This is a genomic window from Paenarthrobacter sp. 10L412 (assembly GCF_056395565.1).
This window is the reverse complement of the sequence record NZ_JBFTJT010000006.1, coordinates 236470-251736: the sequence shown is the minus strand read 5'-3', so window position 1 is coordinate 251736 and position 15267 is coordinate 236470. Positions and strand designations below refer to the sequence as shown.

Sequence of the window (15267 nt, the reverse complement as noted above, 5' to 3'; positions counted from 1 at the left end):
TCCTAGCTAATCGCGGGCACCCGAAATTGCGCCCGTCCCGGTGCCTGCACGCTGCCATCCGCGCACGGCCAGGGGAACGTACCAACTGCGCCTCCAGGCTGTGACGCGGAAGGCAAAAACAATGCCGGCCACCAGGCATGCGGTGAGCCCGCTGAACAGGCCAAGGTGCCAGAGCAGGGTGGTCAATCCGGCTCCCACAAACGCAGGTAGCGCGTAGATGTCGCGGGCATCAAAAAGGGTAGGAATCTCGTTGGCGGTGATGTCGCGCAACAGGCCGCCACCAACTGCGGTGGTGACACCCAAAAGGATCGCCGCAACCGGATTCATCCCGGCCGTGAGTGCCTTCAACGTCCCGGTGATGCAGAACAGGGCCAGGCCGCCGGCGTCGAACAGTGTTAAGAGGGATGTGAAGCGCTGCACCGAAGAGAACAGGAAGTAGACCAGCAGCGCAGCGAGCAGTGGCGGGATCAAGTAGATGGGGTTTGTGAAAGCAACAGGGGGTCCGGCGTTGATGACGACATCGCGGATCGCACCGCCACCGAGCGACACAATGGACGCGAGGAGCGCAGAACCCACGATGTCGAATTGTTTGCGGGCTGCCAGCAGCGAACCCGAGACCGCGAAGAAAAACACGCCGACCAGGTCAAGCCACAGAAGGACAATGTCGATGGAAATCAAGTGGACGGGTTCTTTCTGCCTGCGACTCTCAGTAGGTGCTGGCTCAACGTTACGCTAGCTCCCATGAACAGCCCCGTTTTGATCGCCTGTGCCCACGGAACCCGCAACGCCGAAGGCCAGGCCGCCATCCGCCGCGTCATGGCCGAAATCGAAGCCCTGCGTCCGGGCCTGCAGGTCCTTGAGGCGTACGTGGACGTGCAGGAGCCTGAGCTGTCCGGCGTGGTGGAGGGCCTGCCGGAGGGGACTGCCGCCGTCGTCGTACCGCTTTTGCTGAGTACCGGCTTCCACATCAAGGTTGACGTGCCCAAGGCGATCAAGAGCCGGCCGGAAGTAGTGGCCGCGAGGCCGCTGGGTCCGGATCCGCGGCTGGCCGAGCTGCTTGCCACTCATTTGCGCGCCGCCGGGCTGAAGGAGAACGACGGCGTGTTGCTGGCTGCCGCGGGATCGTCCCTTCCGGACGGCTCGGTGGACTCTGAGGAGCAGGCGCGACTCCTCGCAGAACTGCTGCCGAACAAGGTGCGGGTGGCCTACGGTGCCAGCGCGCAGCCAACAGTGCCCGACGGCGTCGCCTCCTTGCGTGCCGAACTCGCCGACGACGGGACAAACGGCAGGGTTTTCGTCGCCTCGTACCTGCTGGCGACCGGCTACTTCCACGACCAGCTCGCCACGGCTGGAGCGGACATTGTTACGGCTCCCTTGCTGCCGTCGCCGGTTCTCGCGGAGATAGCACTGGAGCGTTACGACGCCGTGTTGGCAAGGGCGTCCTAACCTTTATTTGCGCGGTGGGAGCCCAAAAAGGACCTGCATATACCGGCCCTTGGGACAAGGCCGCTGGCGTGTTCGTGACGAAATGTTTCCCTAGGTGACTTAGCGTTTCCGGACCTTTGCTGACGAAAACTGGCCACACCTAAAGTCGACGTATGACAGATACAGCTGTAGCCGGTGCGCCCGCGGACTCCGCAGTCCCCTCGCGCCCAGCACGCACCCGCCCTGCCGCCAAGCCCCACGGCCAGTGGAAGGTTGATGGCACTGCGCCGCTCAACGCCAACGAAACCTGGAAGCAGGAAGACAACGGACTGAACGTTCGTGAGCGGATTGAGTCTGTCTACTCCAAAGAGGGCTTCGACTCGATCGACGGAACCGATCTGCATGGCCGCTTCCGCTGGTGGGGTCTTTACACCCAGCGCAAGCCCGGGATCGACGGCGGCAAGACCGCAACACTTGAGCCGCACGAGCTCGAAGACAAGTACTTCATGCTTCGCGTCCGCATTGACGGCGGTGCGCTGACCACCGAGCAGCTGCGCGTTATCGGCCAGATTTCCGTGGACTTCGCCCGCGGCTCGGCCGATCTCACGGACCGCCAGAACATCCAGTTGCACTGGATCCGCGTGGAGGACGTGCCGGAAATCTGGCGCCGCCTTGAATCCATCGGCCTGTCCACCACCGAGGCCTGCGGCGACGTTCCCCGTGTCATCCTGGGTTCGCCGGTTGCCGGCATCGCCAAGGACGAGATCATCGATCCCACGCCGCTCATCCACGAGCTCGCCGAGCGTTTCATCGGCGACCCCGAGCTGGCCAACCTGCCGCGCAAGTACAAGACCGCGATCACCGGGCACCCGTCCCAGGACGTGGTCCACGAGATCAACGACTTCGCCCTGGTGGGTGTTGTCCACCCTGAACTCGGTGCCGGTTACGACCTCTGGGTTGGCGGCGGCTTGTCCACCAACCCGCGCCTGGCCGAACGCCTTGGCGTGTTCGTCTCGGCCGACGTCGCCGCTGAAGTATGGCTCGGCGTCACCAGCATCTTCCGCGACTACGGTTACCGCCGCATGCGCACCAAAGCCCGCCTGAAGTTCCTGATGAACGACTGGGGCCCCGCCAAGTTCCGCCAGATCCTGGAAGACGAATACCTCGGCTTCAAGCTCCCGGACGGCCCCGCCGCTCCCAAGCCCACGGCACCCGGAGACCACATCGGCGTCCACGAGCAGAAGGACGGCAAGTTCTTCATCGGCGTGACCCCCACCGTGGGACGTACCTCCGGTGAGTCCCTGGTGAAGCTCGCCGACACGCTGGAACAGCACGGCAGCTACCGACTCCGCACCACTCCTCACCAGAAGCTCGTCATCTTGGACGTCGCCAAGGAGCAGGTGGAGCCCCTCATCGCTGAACTGGACACCCTGGGCCTTTCCGCCCGTCCGTCCGTGTTCCGCCGCGGCACCATCGCCTGCACCGGCATCGAGTTCTGCAAGCTGGCCATCGTGGAAACCAAGGTCACCGCGGCAACCGCCATCGCTGAACTGGAACGCCGCCTGGCCGACCTCGTGGAGAGCAAGCAGCTCCCGCAGGCACTGTCCCTGCACATCAACGGCTGCCCCAACTCCTGCGCCCGCATTCAGACTGCGGACATCGGACTCAAGGGCATGATGCTGCCAACGCCCGACGGCGACCCCACCCCGGGTTTCCAGGTCCACCTCGGTGGCGGGCTGGCTAACAACGAGCGTGAGGAAGCCGGTTTGGGACGTACTGTCCGCGGCCTCAAGGTCACGGTCGAAAACCTGCCCGACTACGTGGAGCGTGTGGTCCGCAAATTCGTCGCCGTTGGCGCCGAGGGCCAGACCTTCGCAGAGTGGGCACTCTCCGCAGATGAAGGAGACCTCCAGTGACAGATCCCCAGACGCTCCCGAACCCGATCGCACGGCCCGCTTTGCGCTCACACGAAGAACTCAAAGCACTGGCCGAAGCCGGAGCTGCAGAGCTTGGCTGGAACGCGCCCGCCCGCGATGTCATCGCCTGGGTGGCCCGGAACTTCGAGCTGCCCGCAGTAACCGTGGCATGCTCCATGGCCGACGCCGTACTGCCGGCCTTGGTCGCGGACCAGCTTCCAGGCGTCGACGTTTTGTTCCTCGAAACCGGCTACCACTTCAAGGAAACGTATGAGACCCGCGACGAAGTAGCGGCAAACCTGCGCGTCAATGTGGTGGACGTCCTCCCGGAGAACACCGTGGAACAGCAGGACCGTTTGCTGGGCAAGGACCTGTTCGCCCGCGACCCCGCCCAGTGCTGCGCGCTGCGCAAGGTAGAGCCGCTCCGCCGCTCGCTTGCCGGCTATGAGGTGTGGTTCACCGGTGTTCGACGCGACGAAGGACCCACCCGCACCAACACGCCGGTGATCACCTGGGATGAGGGCTTTGGCCTGGTCAAGGTGAACCCGATGGTCGACTGGACCTTCGATCAGCTGGTGGAGTACTCCGAGGACAACATCCTTCCCGTCAACCCACTCCTGAGCCAGGGCTACCCGTCCATCGGCTGCCAGCCCTGCACCCGCAAGGTGGCCCCGGGTGAAGATCCCCGTGCCGGCCGTTGGGCAGGATCCGACAAGACAGAATGCGGACTACACACATGAGCACTCAAACCACGAACGAGGAACTGGAGCTGGACGTGCTGGAAAGCGACCTAGAGACGCCGTCTGCCGCCCAGGGAGTGGCTTCGGGCCTGTCGGAGCCGCGCGCTGGGCTGATCGAAGATCAGCCGCGCGGCGCAGGGGCGGGGGCGGCAGACGGCGGCTCGTCCCGCCTGAGCTCACTGGACACCCTCGAGTCCGAAGCGATTCATATCATCCGCGAGGTTGTTGCCGAGTTCGAGAAGCCTGCGCTGCTGTTCTCCGGCGGCAAGGATTCCGTGGTCATGCTGCACCTGGCCACCAAGGCTTTCTGGCCGGGCAAGGTTCCTTTCCCGGTCCTGCACGTGGACACGGGCCACAACTTCCCGGAGGTCATCGACTTCCGCGACCGCACCGTTGAGCGTCTTGGCCTGAAGCTCGTTGTTGGCTCCGTGCAGGAGTTTATCGACCGCGGCGAACTGGCCGAGCGTGCCGATGGCACCCGCAACCCGTTGCAGACTGTTCCGTTGCTTGATGCCATCCAGCGCAACAAGTTCGACGCCGTGTTCGGCGGCGGCCGTCGCGACGAGGACAAGGCCCGCGCCAAGGAGCGCATCCTGAGCCTCCGTGATGAGTTCGGCCAGTGGGACCCGCGTAACCAGCGCCCCGAGCTGTGGAACCTGTACAACGGCCGCCACACCGTGGGCCAGCACGTCCGTGCGTTCCCCATCAGCAACTGGACCGAGCTGGATATCTGGCGCTACATCGAGCGTGAGAACATCGAGCTCCCCGGCCTGTACTATGCCCACGAGCGTGAGGTTTTCGCCCGCGATGGTATGTGGCGTGCGGTAGGCGAGGTTTCCGAACCGTTGCCGCACGAGGAAGTCATCACCAAGCTGGTTCGCTACCGCACCGTGGGCGACATGTCCTGCACTGGTGCCGTCGAGTCCGATGCCCGTACCGTGGCCGACGTCGTAGTTGAAGTCGCTGCCTCCACCCTGACCGAACGTGGCGCCACCCGAGCAGATGACCGCATCTCCGAGGCAGCCATGGAAGACCGCAAGAAGGACGGCTACTTCTAAATGAGCATCGAAACACTGGCTGCCGGCCTGGAAACAGCCCTGCCCACAACCCTGTTCCGCTTCGCTACTGCCGGCTCGGTGGATGACGGCAAGTCCACTTTGGTGGGCCGCCTCCTTCACGATTCGAAGGCCATTCTTGCTGACACGCTCGACGCCGTTGCCCGGACGTCTGCCGACCGCGGCTTTGGTGGGGACAAGGGTGGGATCGACCTTGCCCTCCTGACCGATGGCCTTCGTGCCGAGCGCGAGCAGGGCATCACGATCGACGTGGCGTACCGCTATTTCGCGACGGATCGCCGCAGCTTCATCCTGGCGGACTGCCCCGGCCACGTTCAGTACACCAAGAACACGGTGACGGGCGCGTCCACTGCGGATGCCGTCGTCGTACTCATTGACGCCCGCAAGGGTGTTCTTGAGCAGACCCGCCGGCACCTGTCGGTGCTGCAGTTGCTGCGCGTTGCCCACGTCATCGTGGCCGTGAACAAGATCGACCTCGTCGATTTCAGCGAGCAGGTGTTCCGCGACATCGAGACCGACGTTCAGAAGGTTGCCCGCGAGCTGGGACTCGGTTCCGATGGCGTTGCTGACCTGCTGGTGGTTCCGGTTTCTGCGCTTGATGGCGACAACGTGGTTGACCGCTCCGAGCGCACTCCCTGGTACACCGGTCCTGCACTGCTTGAGGTCCTTGAAACCCTCCCGGCAGCCGATGAGCTTGAGGCTGAACTGGAGAGCTTCCGCTTCCCGGTGCAGCTGGTGATCCGGCCGCAGGGTGCGTTGGCGCCTGATGCTGTGGCTGGCGGGCTGGATGTCGAGGCCTACCGTGACTACCGTGCGTACGCCGGCCAGATCACCGAGGGTTCCGTCAAGGTTGGCGACGACGTCACTGTGCTGAGCCCTGGCCACGAGCCGCGTATCACCCGGATTACTGGCATCGACTTCGCTGGCAAGGAACTTCAGGAAGCGGCTGCTCCGCAGTCCGTTGCCGTTCGTTTGGCTGACGAGATCGATATTGCCCGGGGCGACACCATCGCTGCCGCAGGCACGGTCCGCGAAAGCACGGCTGACCTGTACGCATCGTTGGCATGGCTCTCGCCCAAGCCCCTGCGCGAAGGCCAGAAGGTTCTGGTGAAGCACGGTACGCGCACGGTCCAGGCTTTGGTCCGTAACGTCACAGGCAAGCTGGACCTGGCTACGTTCAACGTTGAGCCTGCTTCGAGCCTTGAGCTCAACGACATCGGACACGCCCAGCTTCGCCTGGCTGCACCGTTGCCGCTGGAGAACTACCTGCACCACCGCCGTACGGGCGCGTTCCTGGTGATCGATCCCATGGACGGCAACACGCTTGCCGCCGGCCTGGTCAAGGACCACCCGGGCGACCACGAGGACGAGCGTTACGTCATCTAAGGTCGAAGAGTCAGATAGACCGCAGCTTGTTCGAAATTCCCGGCCTTGTACGGCGGGGATTTCGAACAAGCTGCGGTTTTTTCATTGAGCGATTAAGCAGGAAGATCACTACATGCCACACAACACAGCACTCAGCACCCTGTTGGACTCCGGCGAGGACCTCGTCCTGGATGGGGCCCTCGCCACGGAATTGGAGGCCCATGGCTGTGATCTTGAGGACGCCTTGTGGTCCGCCAAGGTTCTGCTGGAGCAGCCGCACCTGATCAAGCAGGTCCACCGCGACTATTTCGACGCCGGTGCCTCCGTGGCCATCACAGCCAGCTACCAGGCCACTCCCCAGGGGTTCGCGCGTCGCGGCCTGGGGGAGCGCGAGGCCTTGGAACTGGTGGCGTTGAGCGTGCAGCTTGCCGACGAAGCGCGGCGCGAGCACGCCGAGGCAAACCCTTCCAGCGGCCCGCTCCTGGTGGCAGGATCAGTGGGACCGTACGGCGCCTACCTTGCTGACGGCTCCGAATACCGGGGCGATTACACGCTGTCCAGCACGGAATTCATGGATTTCCACCGCCCACGCATTGCCGCACTTGTGGAAGCCGGTGCCGATTTCCTGGCGTGCGAGACGCTGCCGTCATTCGCCGAAGCGGAGGCTCTGTTGGCGCTCGTGGCGGAGTTCGACGTCGAATCCTGGTTCACGTTCACCCTGCGGGATGCGGAACACATCAGTGATGGAACGCCTCTGGCTGAGGTGGCTGCGCTGCTCCGTACGGAGCCGCGGGTGGCCGCCGTCGGGGTCAACTGTGTGCCGCTGGAGCTGGTGACGTCGGCGCTTGGGACGCTGAACGAAGTATCGGACAAACCGTTGGTCGCATACCCGAACTCCGGGGAGACCTACGATGCCGTTACGAAGACGTGGAGCCCTTCCGCGGGTGGTCAGGGCACAACTACCCTCGCCGGGAACGCCGCTGACTGGCGCGAGCGGGGAGCCCGGCTGATCGGTGGCTGCTGCCGCACGACGCCGCGGGACATTGCGGAGCTGGCAGCAAACATGACGCCGGGTGACCCTGCGTGAACGCACGTGCCGCACAACGCGATGCAACTTTGAAGGCCTGCCGCCGAATATGACGTCACGTGACCCTGCGTGAACCTTGGTTTCCATGGGATTGAAGCCGAAATATGACAGTCCCTACTGTGAAGGCATGACCTTTCCGGAATGGTCCTTCCTTGCCCTCGACGGGCGATGTTACGGGGCCTGATCTTCGCCCCCCTTCGCATTCCACATCTCCTTAGGACCTCCCCAATGGCAAACACCCCCGAGTCACAGAAACCCGATTCCGGCACCACCCGCATCGTCGCCGGTGAGACCGCACCCAAGCCCAAGCGCCGCCGCACCCTTGAGATCAGCCTGGCCGTCGGCCTGGCCCTGCTCATCGGTGCTGGCGCCGCAGTAGCCTCCGTCGTCTCCCAGAACAACCAGGCTGCCCCAGCTCCCACAACGTCGCCTGCTGCTGAGCTCAAGCTCGGCTACTTCAGCAATGTGACGCACGGCCCCGCCCTGGTGGGCATCAGCAAGGGCATCATCGCCAAGGACCTCGGCGATACCAAGCTCAGCACCCAGATCTTCAACGCAGGCCCTGCCGCGATCGAGGCGTTGAACGCCGGCGCCATCGACGCCACGTACATCGGCCCCAACCCGGCCATCAACTCGTTCGTCAAGAGCAACGGCGAGTCCGTCAGCATCATCGCCGGCGCCGCAGCAGGCGGAGCCCAGCTGGTGGTCAAGCCCGAAATCAACTCCGCGGCAGACCTCAAGGGCAAGGTCCTCGCCTCGCCGCAGCTTGGCGGAACGCAGGACGTAGCCCTTCGCGCATGGTTGGGCCACCAGGGTTACAAGACCAACCCTGACGGCAGCGGCGACGTCAACATCAACCCGACCGAAAACGCCCAGACGCTGAAGCTCTTCCAGGACGGAAAGCTCGACGGCGCGTGGTTGCCTGAGCCGTGGGCCTCCCGTTTGGTCCTCGAAGCAGGCGCGAAGGTACTCGTGGACGAGAAGGACCTGTGGGACAAGGGCGAATTCACCACCACCATCCTGATCGTGAACAAGAAGTTCGCCACTGAGCACCCGGAGACTGTGAAGGCACTGCTCAAGGGCCACGTTGAATCCGTGAACTGGTTGAACTCCGCTTCGCCGGAGGAGAAGGCCAGCACCATCAACGCTGTCCTCAAGGACACGGCTGGCAAGCCGCTTCCCGCCAACGTGATCGACCGCGCATTGAAGAACATCACCTTCACCACTGATCCGCTCGCCGGAACGTACAAGAAGCTCCTCCAGGACGGCGTAGACGCCGGCACCACCAAGGCTGCCGATATCAACGGCATCTTCGACCTCCGGGCCTTGAACGAAGTAGAGGGCAAGAAGACGTCCGCTGCAGGTCTCGGCCAGGACTAAGCACCAATCGGCTGGTCCGCTTCCCCTCCGGAATACGGGTGGGGGAGCGGGCCGGCCTTCAGCCATATCAGCTCCACCAATCAACACGAAGGACGGGACCATGCCAGTCGTACTCGAGAACCTGGGCAAGCGCTTCGGCGACGGCGCCCCGGTGCTGGACGACGTCAATGCCACGATCGCGCAGGGCGAGTTCGTCGCCCTCCTCGGTGCGTCCGGCTGCGGGAAGTCCACGCTACTGAACATCATGGCGGGACTTGAGCATCCGACGTCAGGCGCTCTTGAGGTGCCCAGCGACGGCGCGGCCTTCATGTTTCAGGACTCGGCACTGTTCCCGTGGTTGACGGCGCGAGGCAACATCGAGCTCGCACTTCAGCTGGCTGACAAGTCCAGCACCAAAGCCAGCCGCCGCGAACGGGCAACCGAACTGCTGGAACTCGTCCACCTCGGCGGTGCCGGCGACAAGCGTCCGCACGAACTGTCCGGTGGCATGCGGCAACGCGTTGCCCTTGCACGTTCTTTGGCGCAGGACCGGCAGCTGTTGTTGATGGACGAGCCCTTCGCCGCCCTTGATGCCATTACCCGCGATCTCCTGCACGACGAACTCGAGCGGATCTGGAAGGAAACGGGCCGCACCATCGTGTTCGTGACGCACAACGTTCGTGAGGCTGTCCGCTTGGGCCAGCGCGTGCTGCTTTTGTCTTCGCGTCCCGGACGTGTCGTGGCCGAATGGGATGTGACCGAAGAACACCGAACTGATGCTGGTCGTGCTGGGGAGCTGACCGGAGTCATTACCCGCCGGCTACGCGAGGAGATCCGCCGCCATGCCAAGTAACCCCACCACTACCCAAGAGCGGACCCTGCCCGTGAGCGAATCCAGCGAGCACATTACGTCGCCGTCCTTGAAGGGCAACCCCTCCGAACTGCGCGACCTCGAAGCGGGCCTGGACAACCTCCAGTCCGATACCGGGCGCAAAGCCGGTATCGAATGGAAGCGCGTACTGCTGCCGATCGCTGCCTTGGTAGTTCTCGTCCTCGCCTGGCAGTTCTACGTTTCACTCGGCCTCAAGCGCCGTGACCAGGTGCCCGGGCCCCTTGACGTGCTGAACCAGCTGGTGACGCTCTGGGGCGAAGGCAGGGTTCAGGAATCGGTATGGACCTCGTTGCAGCGCGGGTTGATCGGCTTCCTGATTTCGGTAGTAGTTGCTACGCCTGTGGGCTTGTTGCTGGCGCAGGTTGCTCCTCTCCGCCGTGCGTTTGGCCCGCTGATTTCCGGGCTTCAGGTCCTTCCGTCCGTGGCCTGGGTACCGGCCGCGATCATCTGGTTCGGCCTGACCGATGCCACCGTCTACTTCGTTGTCCTCATGGGTGCCATTCCGTCGATCATCAATGGCCTCATCTCCGGTGTGGACCAGATCCCGCCGCAATACCGCAGCGTGGGGACTGTGCTCGGCGCGAACCGGCTGCAGATGGCCCTGCAGATTGTGCTTCCCGCAGCACTTCCCGGATACATCGGCGGATTGAAGCAGGGTTGGGCGTTCTCCTGGCGTTCTTTGATGGCCGCTGAAATCATCGCTGTTGGTGGCACCATTGGCTTCGGCTTGGGCTCGCTGCTTGACCAAGGACGTGCGCTGTCCGACATGGCCGTGGTCATGTCCGCGATCCTGTTGATCCTGGCTGTGGGCATCCTGATCGAGCTCCTCGTTTTCGGCCCGATCGAGAAGCGCCTGCTGCAGCGTCGCGGTCTGCTGGCGGGCAGCAGCCGCTAAGCTGTCTGTTGGCTAGAATCACCGCATGGGCCTTCTAACGTTCAGCATCAACGTCACACTGGATGGTTGCATCGACCACCGGGAGGGCATCGCCGACGACGAGACGCATGCCCACTTCACCCGGCTCCTGGAGGAGAGCGGCGCGATGCTCTGGGGCCGCACCACGTACGAAATGATGGAGGACTACTGGCCCCTGGTGGCCCGTGGCGACGTCGACGCGCCGCCAGCCATGCGCGATTGGGCCCTCAAACTGGAGACCAAGCCCAAATACGTGGTCTCGGCGACCCGTAGCGACTTCCCGTGGACCAACAGCCATCACCTCGTCGGCGAGTTGCGCACTGCGGTGCAGGATCTCAAGGACGGGACTCCTAACGGCGTTCTTGTCGGCAGCGGCAAACTTGCCACCGAGCTGGACCGACTGGGCCTCATCGACGAGTACAAGTTCCTGGTCCACCCCATGATCACCGGCCACGGTCCCACTCTGTACCAGGGCGGACTGCCCAGCACCAGGCGCCTCGAACTGATCTCGGCCGAGCCGCTCAGCAACGGCGCAGTGGCCATGCACTACCGACGCGCCGACTGAGGAATTACCGGGCGCCTACCGCTGTTGTCCCGGACATGCACAACAAACGGATCGGCTTCCTTTCCTTCGGCCACTGGGCGCGCGTCCCGGGTTCGCTGGTGCCATCGGCCGGTGAAGCGCTCAAGCAGGGCATCGAACTGGCCGTTGCGGCGGAAGAACTAGGGATCGACGGCGCGTTCTTCCGTGTGCATCACTTCGCCCGGCAGCAAGCCTCTCCGTTCCCGCTGCTCGCCGCCATTGCCGCACGGACCAGCACCATCGAGATGGGCACCGGCGTGATCGACATGCGCTACGAGAACCCGCTGTATATGGCGGAGGAAGCTGCTGCCACGGACCTGATCAGCGACGGCCGGCTTCAGCTTGGAGTAAGCCGTGGTTCACCCGAGCCTGCCCTGAACGGAGCCGCCAACTTTGGCTATGTTCCCAACGAGGGCGAGGACACGGGCGAGATGGCACGGCGTCACACCGCGCTCTTCCGCAAAGCCATTGCCGGGCACGGGGTAGCCCAAGCTGATCCCCACTACGCAGGCGGAGCCACCGGGCTTCTGCCTATTCAGCCGCTCTCTCCGGGACTTCCACAGCGAATCTGGTGGGGTGCCGGCACCCGCAAGACAGCAGTCTGGGCCGCCGAGCAGGGCATGAACCTCATGAGTTCCACGCTCCTGACCGAAGACACCGGAGTCCCGTTCGACCAACTGCAAGCCGAGCAGATCCACATGTTCCGCGAGGCCTGGGCAGCTGCCGGGCACCAGTTCGAGCCCCGTGTTTCAGTGAGCCGCAGCATCCTGCCGATCGTCGATGAGGTGGACAACCGCTACTTCGGCCTTCGCGCCCAAGCGGACCGGCAGGACCAGGTAGGAATTCTCGACGGCGCGTTGTCACGTTTCGGGAAGAGCTACATCGGGGAGCCGGACGAGCTGGCAGAAGAACTCGCAGCCGATGCAGCCGTCCAAGCTGCCGATACTGTCCTGCTGACGGTGCCCAACCAACTCGGGGTGGAGTACAACGCGAAGCTCCTGGGGAACGTCGCGAAGTACATCGCACCTGCTTTTGGTTGGGCCCGCCAAAGCGCCTAGCGCACGCTGCGCAGGTATCCGGCCAGTCCTACGAAGCCGCGGGCAGTCGCCCGATGCCCGCCGCTGCAACAGCAGTCTCCGAAACACCAGCTTCGGCGGAGCCGGACGCCGAAACCACAGACCCCGAAACAGCAGACCCATCCACGAATACCCGGTAGCCACGTTCGTGATCGAAACCGTGGATCTCGCGGGTGTCCAAGGCAGCCATGAACTCCAGAGTCTGCCGGGTAATGACCTGGCCGGGGACGAGGATGGGGAAGCCAGGCGGGTACGGCGTGACGAAGCCGGCGGAAATGACTTCCTGCCCGGCCCGTACTGCAAGGGCAAGCTCGTCGGCGGACAAGTAAGCGGTGGATTCAGGCTTGTAGCTTTCGAAGTAGGCCGCACGGATATCGCCGTCTTCACAGGCGTCGTCCACACGGAACCGGGCCGCGAACGTGCTGAAGTCCGGGAGCGGCGGCGTCTGTCCAACCACCGCTGATCCTCCGGCCTGCGAAGACGCCGGCGAAAGCACGGGCACTGTCCGGGGTCGCGATGAGGGATGGGGGTTTTCGAAACCTTCGGCGAGTTTGACCAGGACCTCGATCAAGTACGCCACGGAACTTCGCGAGGTGCCGATGTTGGTCATGAACAGCACAGTGTTCCGGGACGTCTTGTTCACCTGGATTCCGTGATCGTCCATGAGGTAGCTGTGGCGGAACGTATCGCCGTCGATCCCTGTCCTGCTGATGTCCAGCGTAAGGCGGCTGGGATCAATGACGAACTCATCGCGTTGCCAGGCGTCCTCAAGTTCCGCCAATCCCTCCCGCAGCGGCATGGCGGCGCTGGTTTCCCGGTATTGGGGCTCAATCAGGTCCCGCGAGGTCAACACCCGGAAGTATTTCTTCAGCAGGGGATGCCGTGCGACTGCTTGTGCCACAGAGACGGCGAGGTCGGATTGCTTCTGGACCAAACCAAAACCTTCCAACTCCACCTGGCGTCGGCCAATGTCCAGGGAAGCCAGGATTTGGTAGTTGGGTGAGGTGGAGGTGTGGGTCATGTACGCCTCGCGGAAGGACTCCTGGTTGGACGCCATGAAGTCTTGGTCGTACACGTGAATCATGGAGCCCTGACGTAGGGACGTCAGGGTCTTATGCGTGGACTGGGTGGCGTAAACCCTGATGCGTGCCTTGGCAGGGTCGGGAATCAGCCGCCTGTTCAGCCACGCCTCGTCATCAAGTGGTTCACCGGTGGCCGGATCATGCAGGGCCGCTGCCTGCTCGGCATACCGGGCCGCGTAGGCGGGACTGCTGAAAGAGGCTTCCAGCGCGGCTGCTGAAGCCATACCCGTTCGACGCCGGTAGATGGGGTGGGAGCGGGCGAAGGCAAACCATGCCTCGTCCCAGAGGAACACCAGGTCAGGTTTGATGGCCAGGCATTCCTCCATGACACGCTCGACGTCGTAAACGATTCCGTCAAAGGTGCAGTTGGTGAGCGTGACCATCTTGACTTCGTGCAGCCGTCCGGCCCGCCGGTACTCAAGCAGCCTGCGCTTCAAACTCGCCAAGGGCACAGCACCATAGAAGGCGTACTTGTCCAAGGGGTAGGCATCCAGATATGAAACGCGGGCACCGGCGAGCACGAAGGCGTAGTGGTGGGACTTGTGGCAGTTTCGGTCAACCAGCACAACGTCACCAGGGGCCAGCAAGGATTGATGAACGATCTTGTTGGCCGTGGACGTGCCATTGGTAACGAAGTACGTTCTTTGCGCTCCGAAGGCCCGGGCAGCGAGGTCCTGCGCCTGCTTGATGGATCCATGCGGGTCCAGCAGGGAATCGAGGCCGCCGGACGTTGCCGACGTCTCTGCCAAAAGCAGGTTTGTCCCGTAAAAATCGGCCATGTCCCGGATCCAGGGGGAGTTCCCGACGGACCCGCCACGCGAAATGGGCAGGGCGTGGAAGACGCTTGCAGGCCGCCGGCTGTAATCCAGCAGGGCTGTGAAGAACGGAGCCTCATAGCGTTCTGCAACCCCGGACAACAGGGACAAATGCAGGTCCAGGTGATCCTGCCTGCGGAAAATCCTCCGGAATTTCCTGGTCAGTGATCCGGCCAGGGACTCGATGGAGACGCCCGCAACCAGGTAGACGTCCAGCTCAGGCCTGAGCCCGGATATTTCCTCGGCCAGGCCCAGGATCCGTTTGACGGGCCGCAAGGCCTGCAGGCCTTCGGGAGTGTGCCCAGCCAGGAACCGGCGAAGGTCACTCCCCAGCTGCTGGGAGCTGCGAACGGAGAAGCCCGGACGCATGATCACGGCTTGGATGTCGGGGTTAAGCAGGACAGCGACCAACGCGTCTTCGTAGCTGGGGACCACATTGATTTCGTAGGTGAAAGCATCGGAAGGGCGGCGCTGGGCTGCCATGTTGCCCTTCAATGCCTCCGCTTCCTGGGCCGTGATGTTGTCCACCACCAGAACCTCAAAGCGAGGACGGTCAGCCTGCTCGGCTTGTGCAACCTCGTCCTCCGGCGACTCCGGGAGAACCCCGGAAACTGGGCCTTGCTCCGCTCCGGAAGCCAGAGGAAGGTGCGCCAAACCGCCCAGAAGTTCCAGCGCGGCGTGGGGATCGCCGTCGTCGACCAATTGGCGCAACTGCGCCACAGCCGCAACGCCCGGCTCTGCCCAATAGGGCTCTACGGCATCCAGGAGCGCAAAAGTCCGGCTGATCTGGGAGTTCAAACCTGAGTCGGACGATCCGGCGTGACGGTCCAAGGCAAGCTGCTTGACGGCATATCCCAGGAACTCCCAAGCATCGGCGCGCGACCTCCAGGCGCGGCTGGGCGTGCCAATTTTTGGAAGGGGGGAGAGGGTGCTCATGT

The 15267-nt window shown here is 63.5% G+C and carries 13 protein-coding genes; 11 read left to right on the top strand and 2 right to left on the bottom strand.

Features of this window, described 5'->3' with window-relative positions; genetic code table 11:
• Window positions 1-6: 6 nt before the first annotated feature.
• Window positions 7-678 carry a trimeric intracellular cation channel family protein gene (locus tag AC1DD7_RS09205; RefSeq protein ID WP_477514694.1) on the bottom strand — a complete coding sequence of 224 codons (672 nt, stop codon included), beginning with the start codon at window positions 676-678 and terminating at the stop codon, window positions 7-9.
• Between AC1DD7_RS09205 and AC1DD7_RS09200 the strand changes: the two genes are divergently transcribed.
• The 11 genes from AC1DD7_RS09200 (at window position 679) to AC1DD7_RS09150 (ending at window position 12414) form a co-directional block, all read left to right on the top strand.
• Window positions 679-1446 carry a sirohydrochlorin chelatase gene (locus AC1DD7_RS09200; RefSeq protein WP_477514693.1) on the top strand — a complete coding sequence of 256 codons (768 nt, stop codon included), beginning with the start codon at window positions 679-681 and terminating at the stop codon, window positions 1444-1446. It begins immediately after the preceding gene.
• A gap of 152 nt (window positions 1447-1598) precedes the next feature.
• Window positions 1599-3341: a nitrite/sulfite reductase gene (locus AC1DD7_RS09195; RefSeq protein WP_477514692.1), complete on the top strand. Its 1743-nt coding sequence runs from the start codon at window positions 1599-1601 to the stop codon at window positions 3339-3341.
• Window positions 3338-4081, top strand: coding sequence for a phosphoadenylyl-sulfate reductase (locus tag AC1DD7_RS09190; RefSeq protein ID WP_477514691.1), 744 nt, complete (start codon window positions 3338-3340; stop codon window positions 4079-4081). Before AC1DD7_RS09195 ends, AC1DD7_RS09190 begins: the two co-directional genes overlap by 4 nt.
• Window positions 4078-5139 carry a sulfate adenylyltransferase subunit CysD gene (cysD, locus tag AC1DD7_RS09185; RefSeq protein ID WP_442004535.1) on the top strand — a complete coding sequence of 354 codons (1062 nt, stop codon included), beginning with the start codon at window positions 4078-4080 and terminating at the stop codon, window positions 5137-5139. The genes AC1DD7_RS09190 and cysD overlap by 4 nt, the downstream gene beginning before the upstream one ends.
• A complete protein-coding gene (locus AC1DD7_RS09180) occupies window positions 5140-6543 on the top strand; it encodes a sulfate adenylyltransferase subunit 1 (RefSeq protein WP_477514690.1) in 1404 nt (467 codons plus the stop codon).
• Between the two features lie 112 nt (window positions 6544-6655).
• The gene (mmuM, locus tag AC1DD7_RS09175) at window positions 6656-7609 is read left to right on the top strand and encodes a homocysteine S-methyltransferase (protein WP_477514689.1); all 954 of its coding nucleotides are present in this window, start codon (window positions 6656-6658) and stop codon (window positions 7607-7609) included.
• 228 nt (window positions 7610-7837) lie between these two features.
• Entirely contained in the window at window positions 7838-8989 is a 1152-nt protein-coding gene (locus AC1DD7_RS09170; RefSeq protein ID WP_477514688.1) for an ABC transporter substrate-binding protein, read from the top strand.
• Window positions 8990-9089: 100 nt separating this feature from the next.
• On the top strand, window positions 9090-9821 hold the full coding sequence (locus AC1DD7_RS09165) for an ABC transporter ATP-binding protein (RefSeq protein WP_224165081.1): 732 nt from the start codon (window positions 9090-9092) through the stop codon (window positions 9819-9821).
• Window positions 9811-10755 carry an ABC transporter permease gene (locus tag AC1DD7_RS09160; RefSeq protein ID WP_224088454.1) on the top strand — a complete coding sequence of 315 codons (945 nt, stop codon included), beginning with the start codon at window positions 9811-9813 and terminating at the stop codon, window positions 10753-10755. Before AC1DD7_RS09165 ends, AC1DD7_RS09160 begins: the two co-directional genes overlap by 11 nt.
• 25 nt (window positions 10756-10780) lie before the next feature.
• Window positions 10781-11338 (top strand): dihydrofolate reductase family protein, encoded by a 558-nt coding sequence (locus tag AC1DD7_RS09155; RefSeq protein WP_477514687.1) that lies wholly within the window; start codon window positions 10781-10783, stop codon window positions 11336-11338.
• Between the two features lie 35 nt (window positions 11339-11373).
• The gene (locus AC1DD7_RS09150) at window positions 11374-12414 is read left to right on the top strand and encodes an LLM class flavin-dependent oxidoreductase (protein ID WP_477514686.1); all 1041 of its coding nucleotides are present in this window, start codon (window positions 11374-11376) and stop codon (window positions 12412-12414) included.
• 28 nt (window positions 12415-12442) lie between these two features.
• Here AC1DD7_RS09150 and AC1DD7_RS09145 read toward each other — a convergent pair whose 3' ends face one another.
• The gene (locus AC1DD7_RS09145) at window positions 12443-15265 is read right to left on the bottom strand and encodes an aminotransferase class I/II-fold pyridoxal phosphate-dependent enzyme (protein WP_477514685.1); all 2823 of its coding nucleotides are present in this window, start codon (window positions 15263-15265) and stop codon (window positions 12443-12445) included.
• Window positions 15266-15267: the final 2 nt, after the last annotated feature.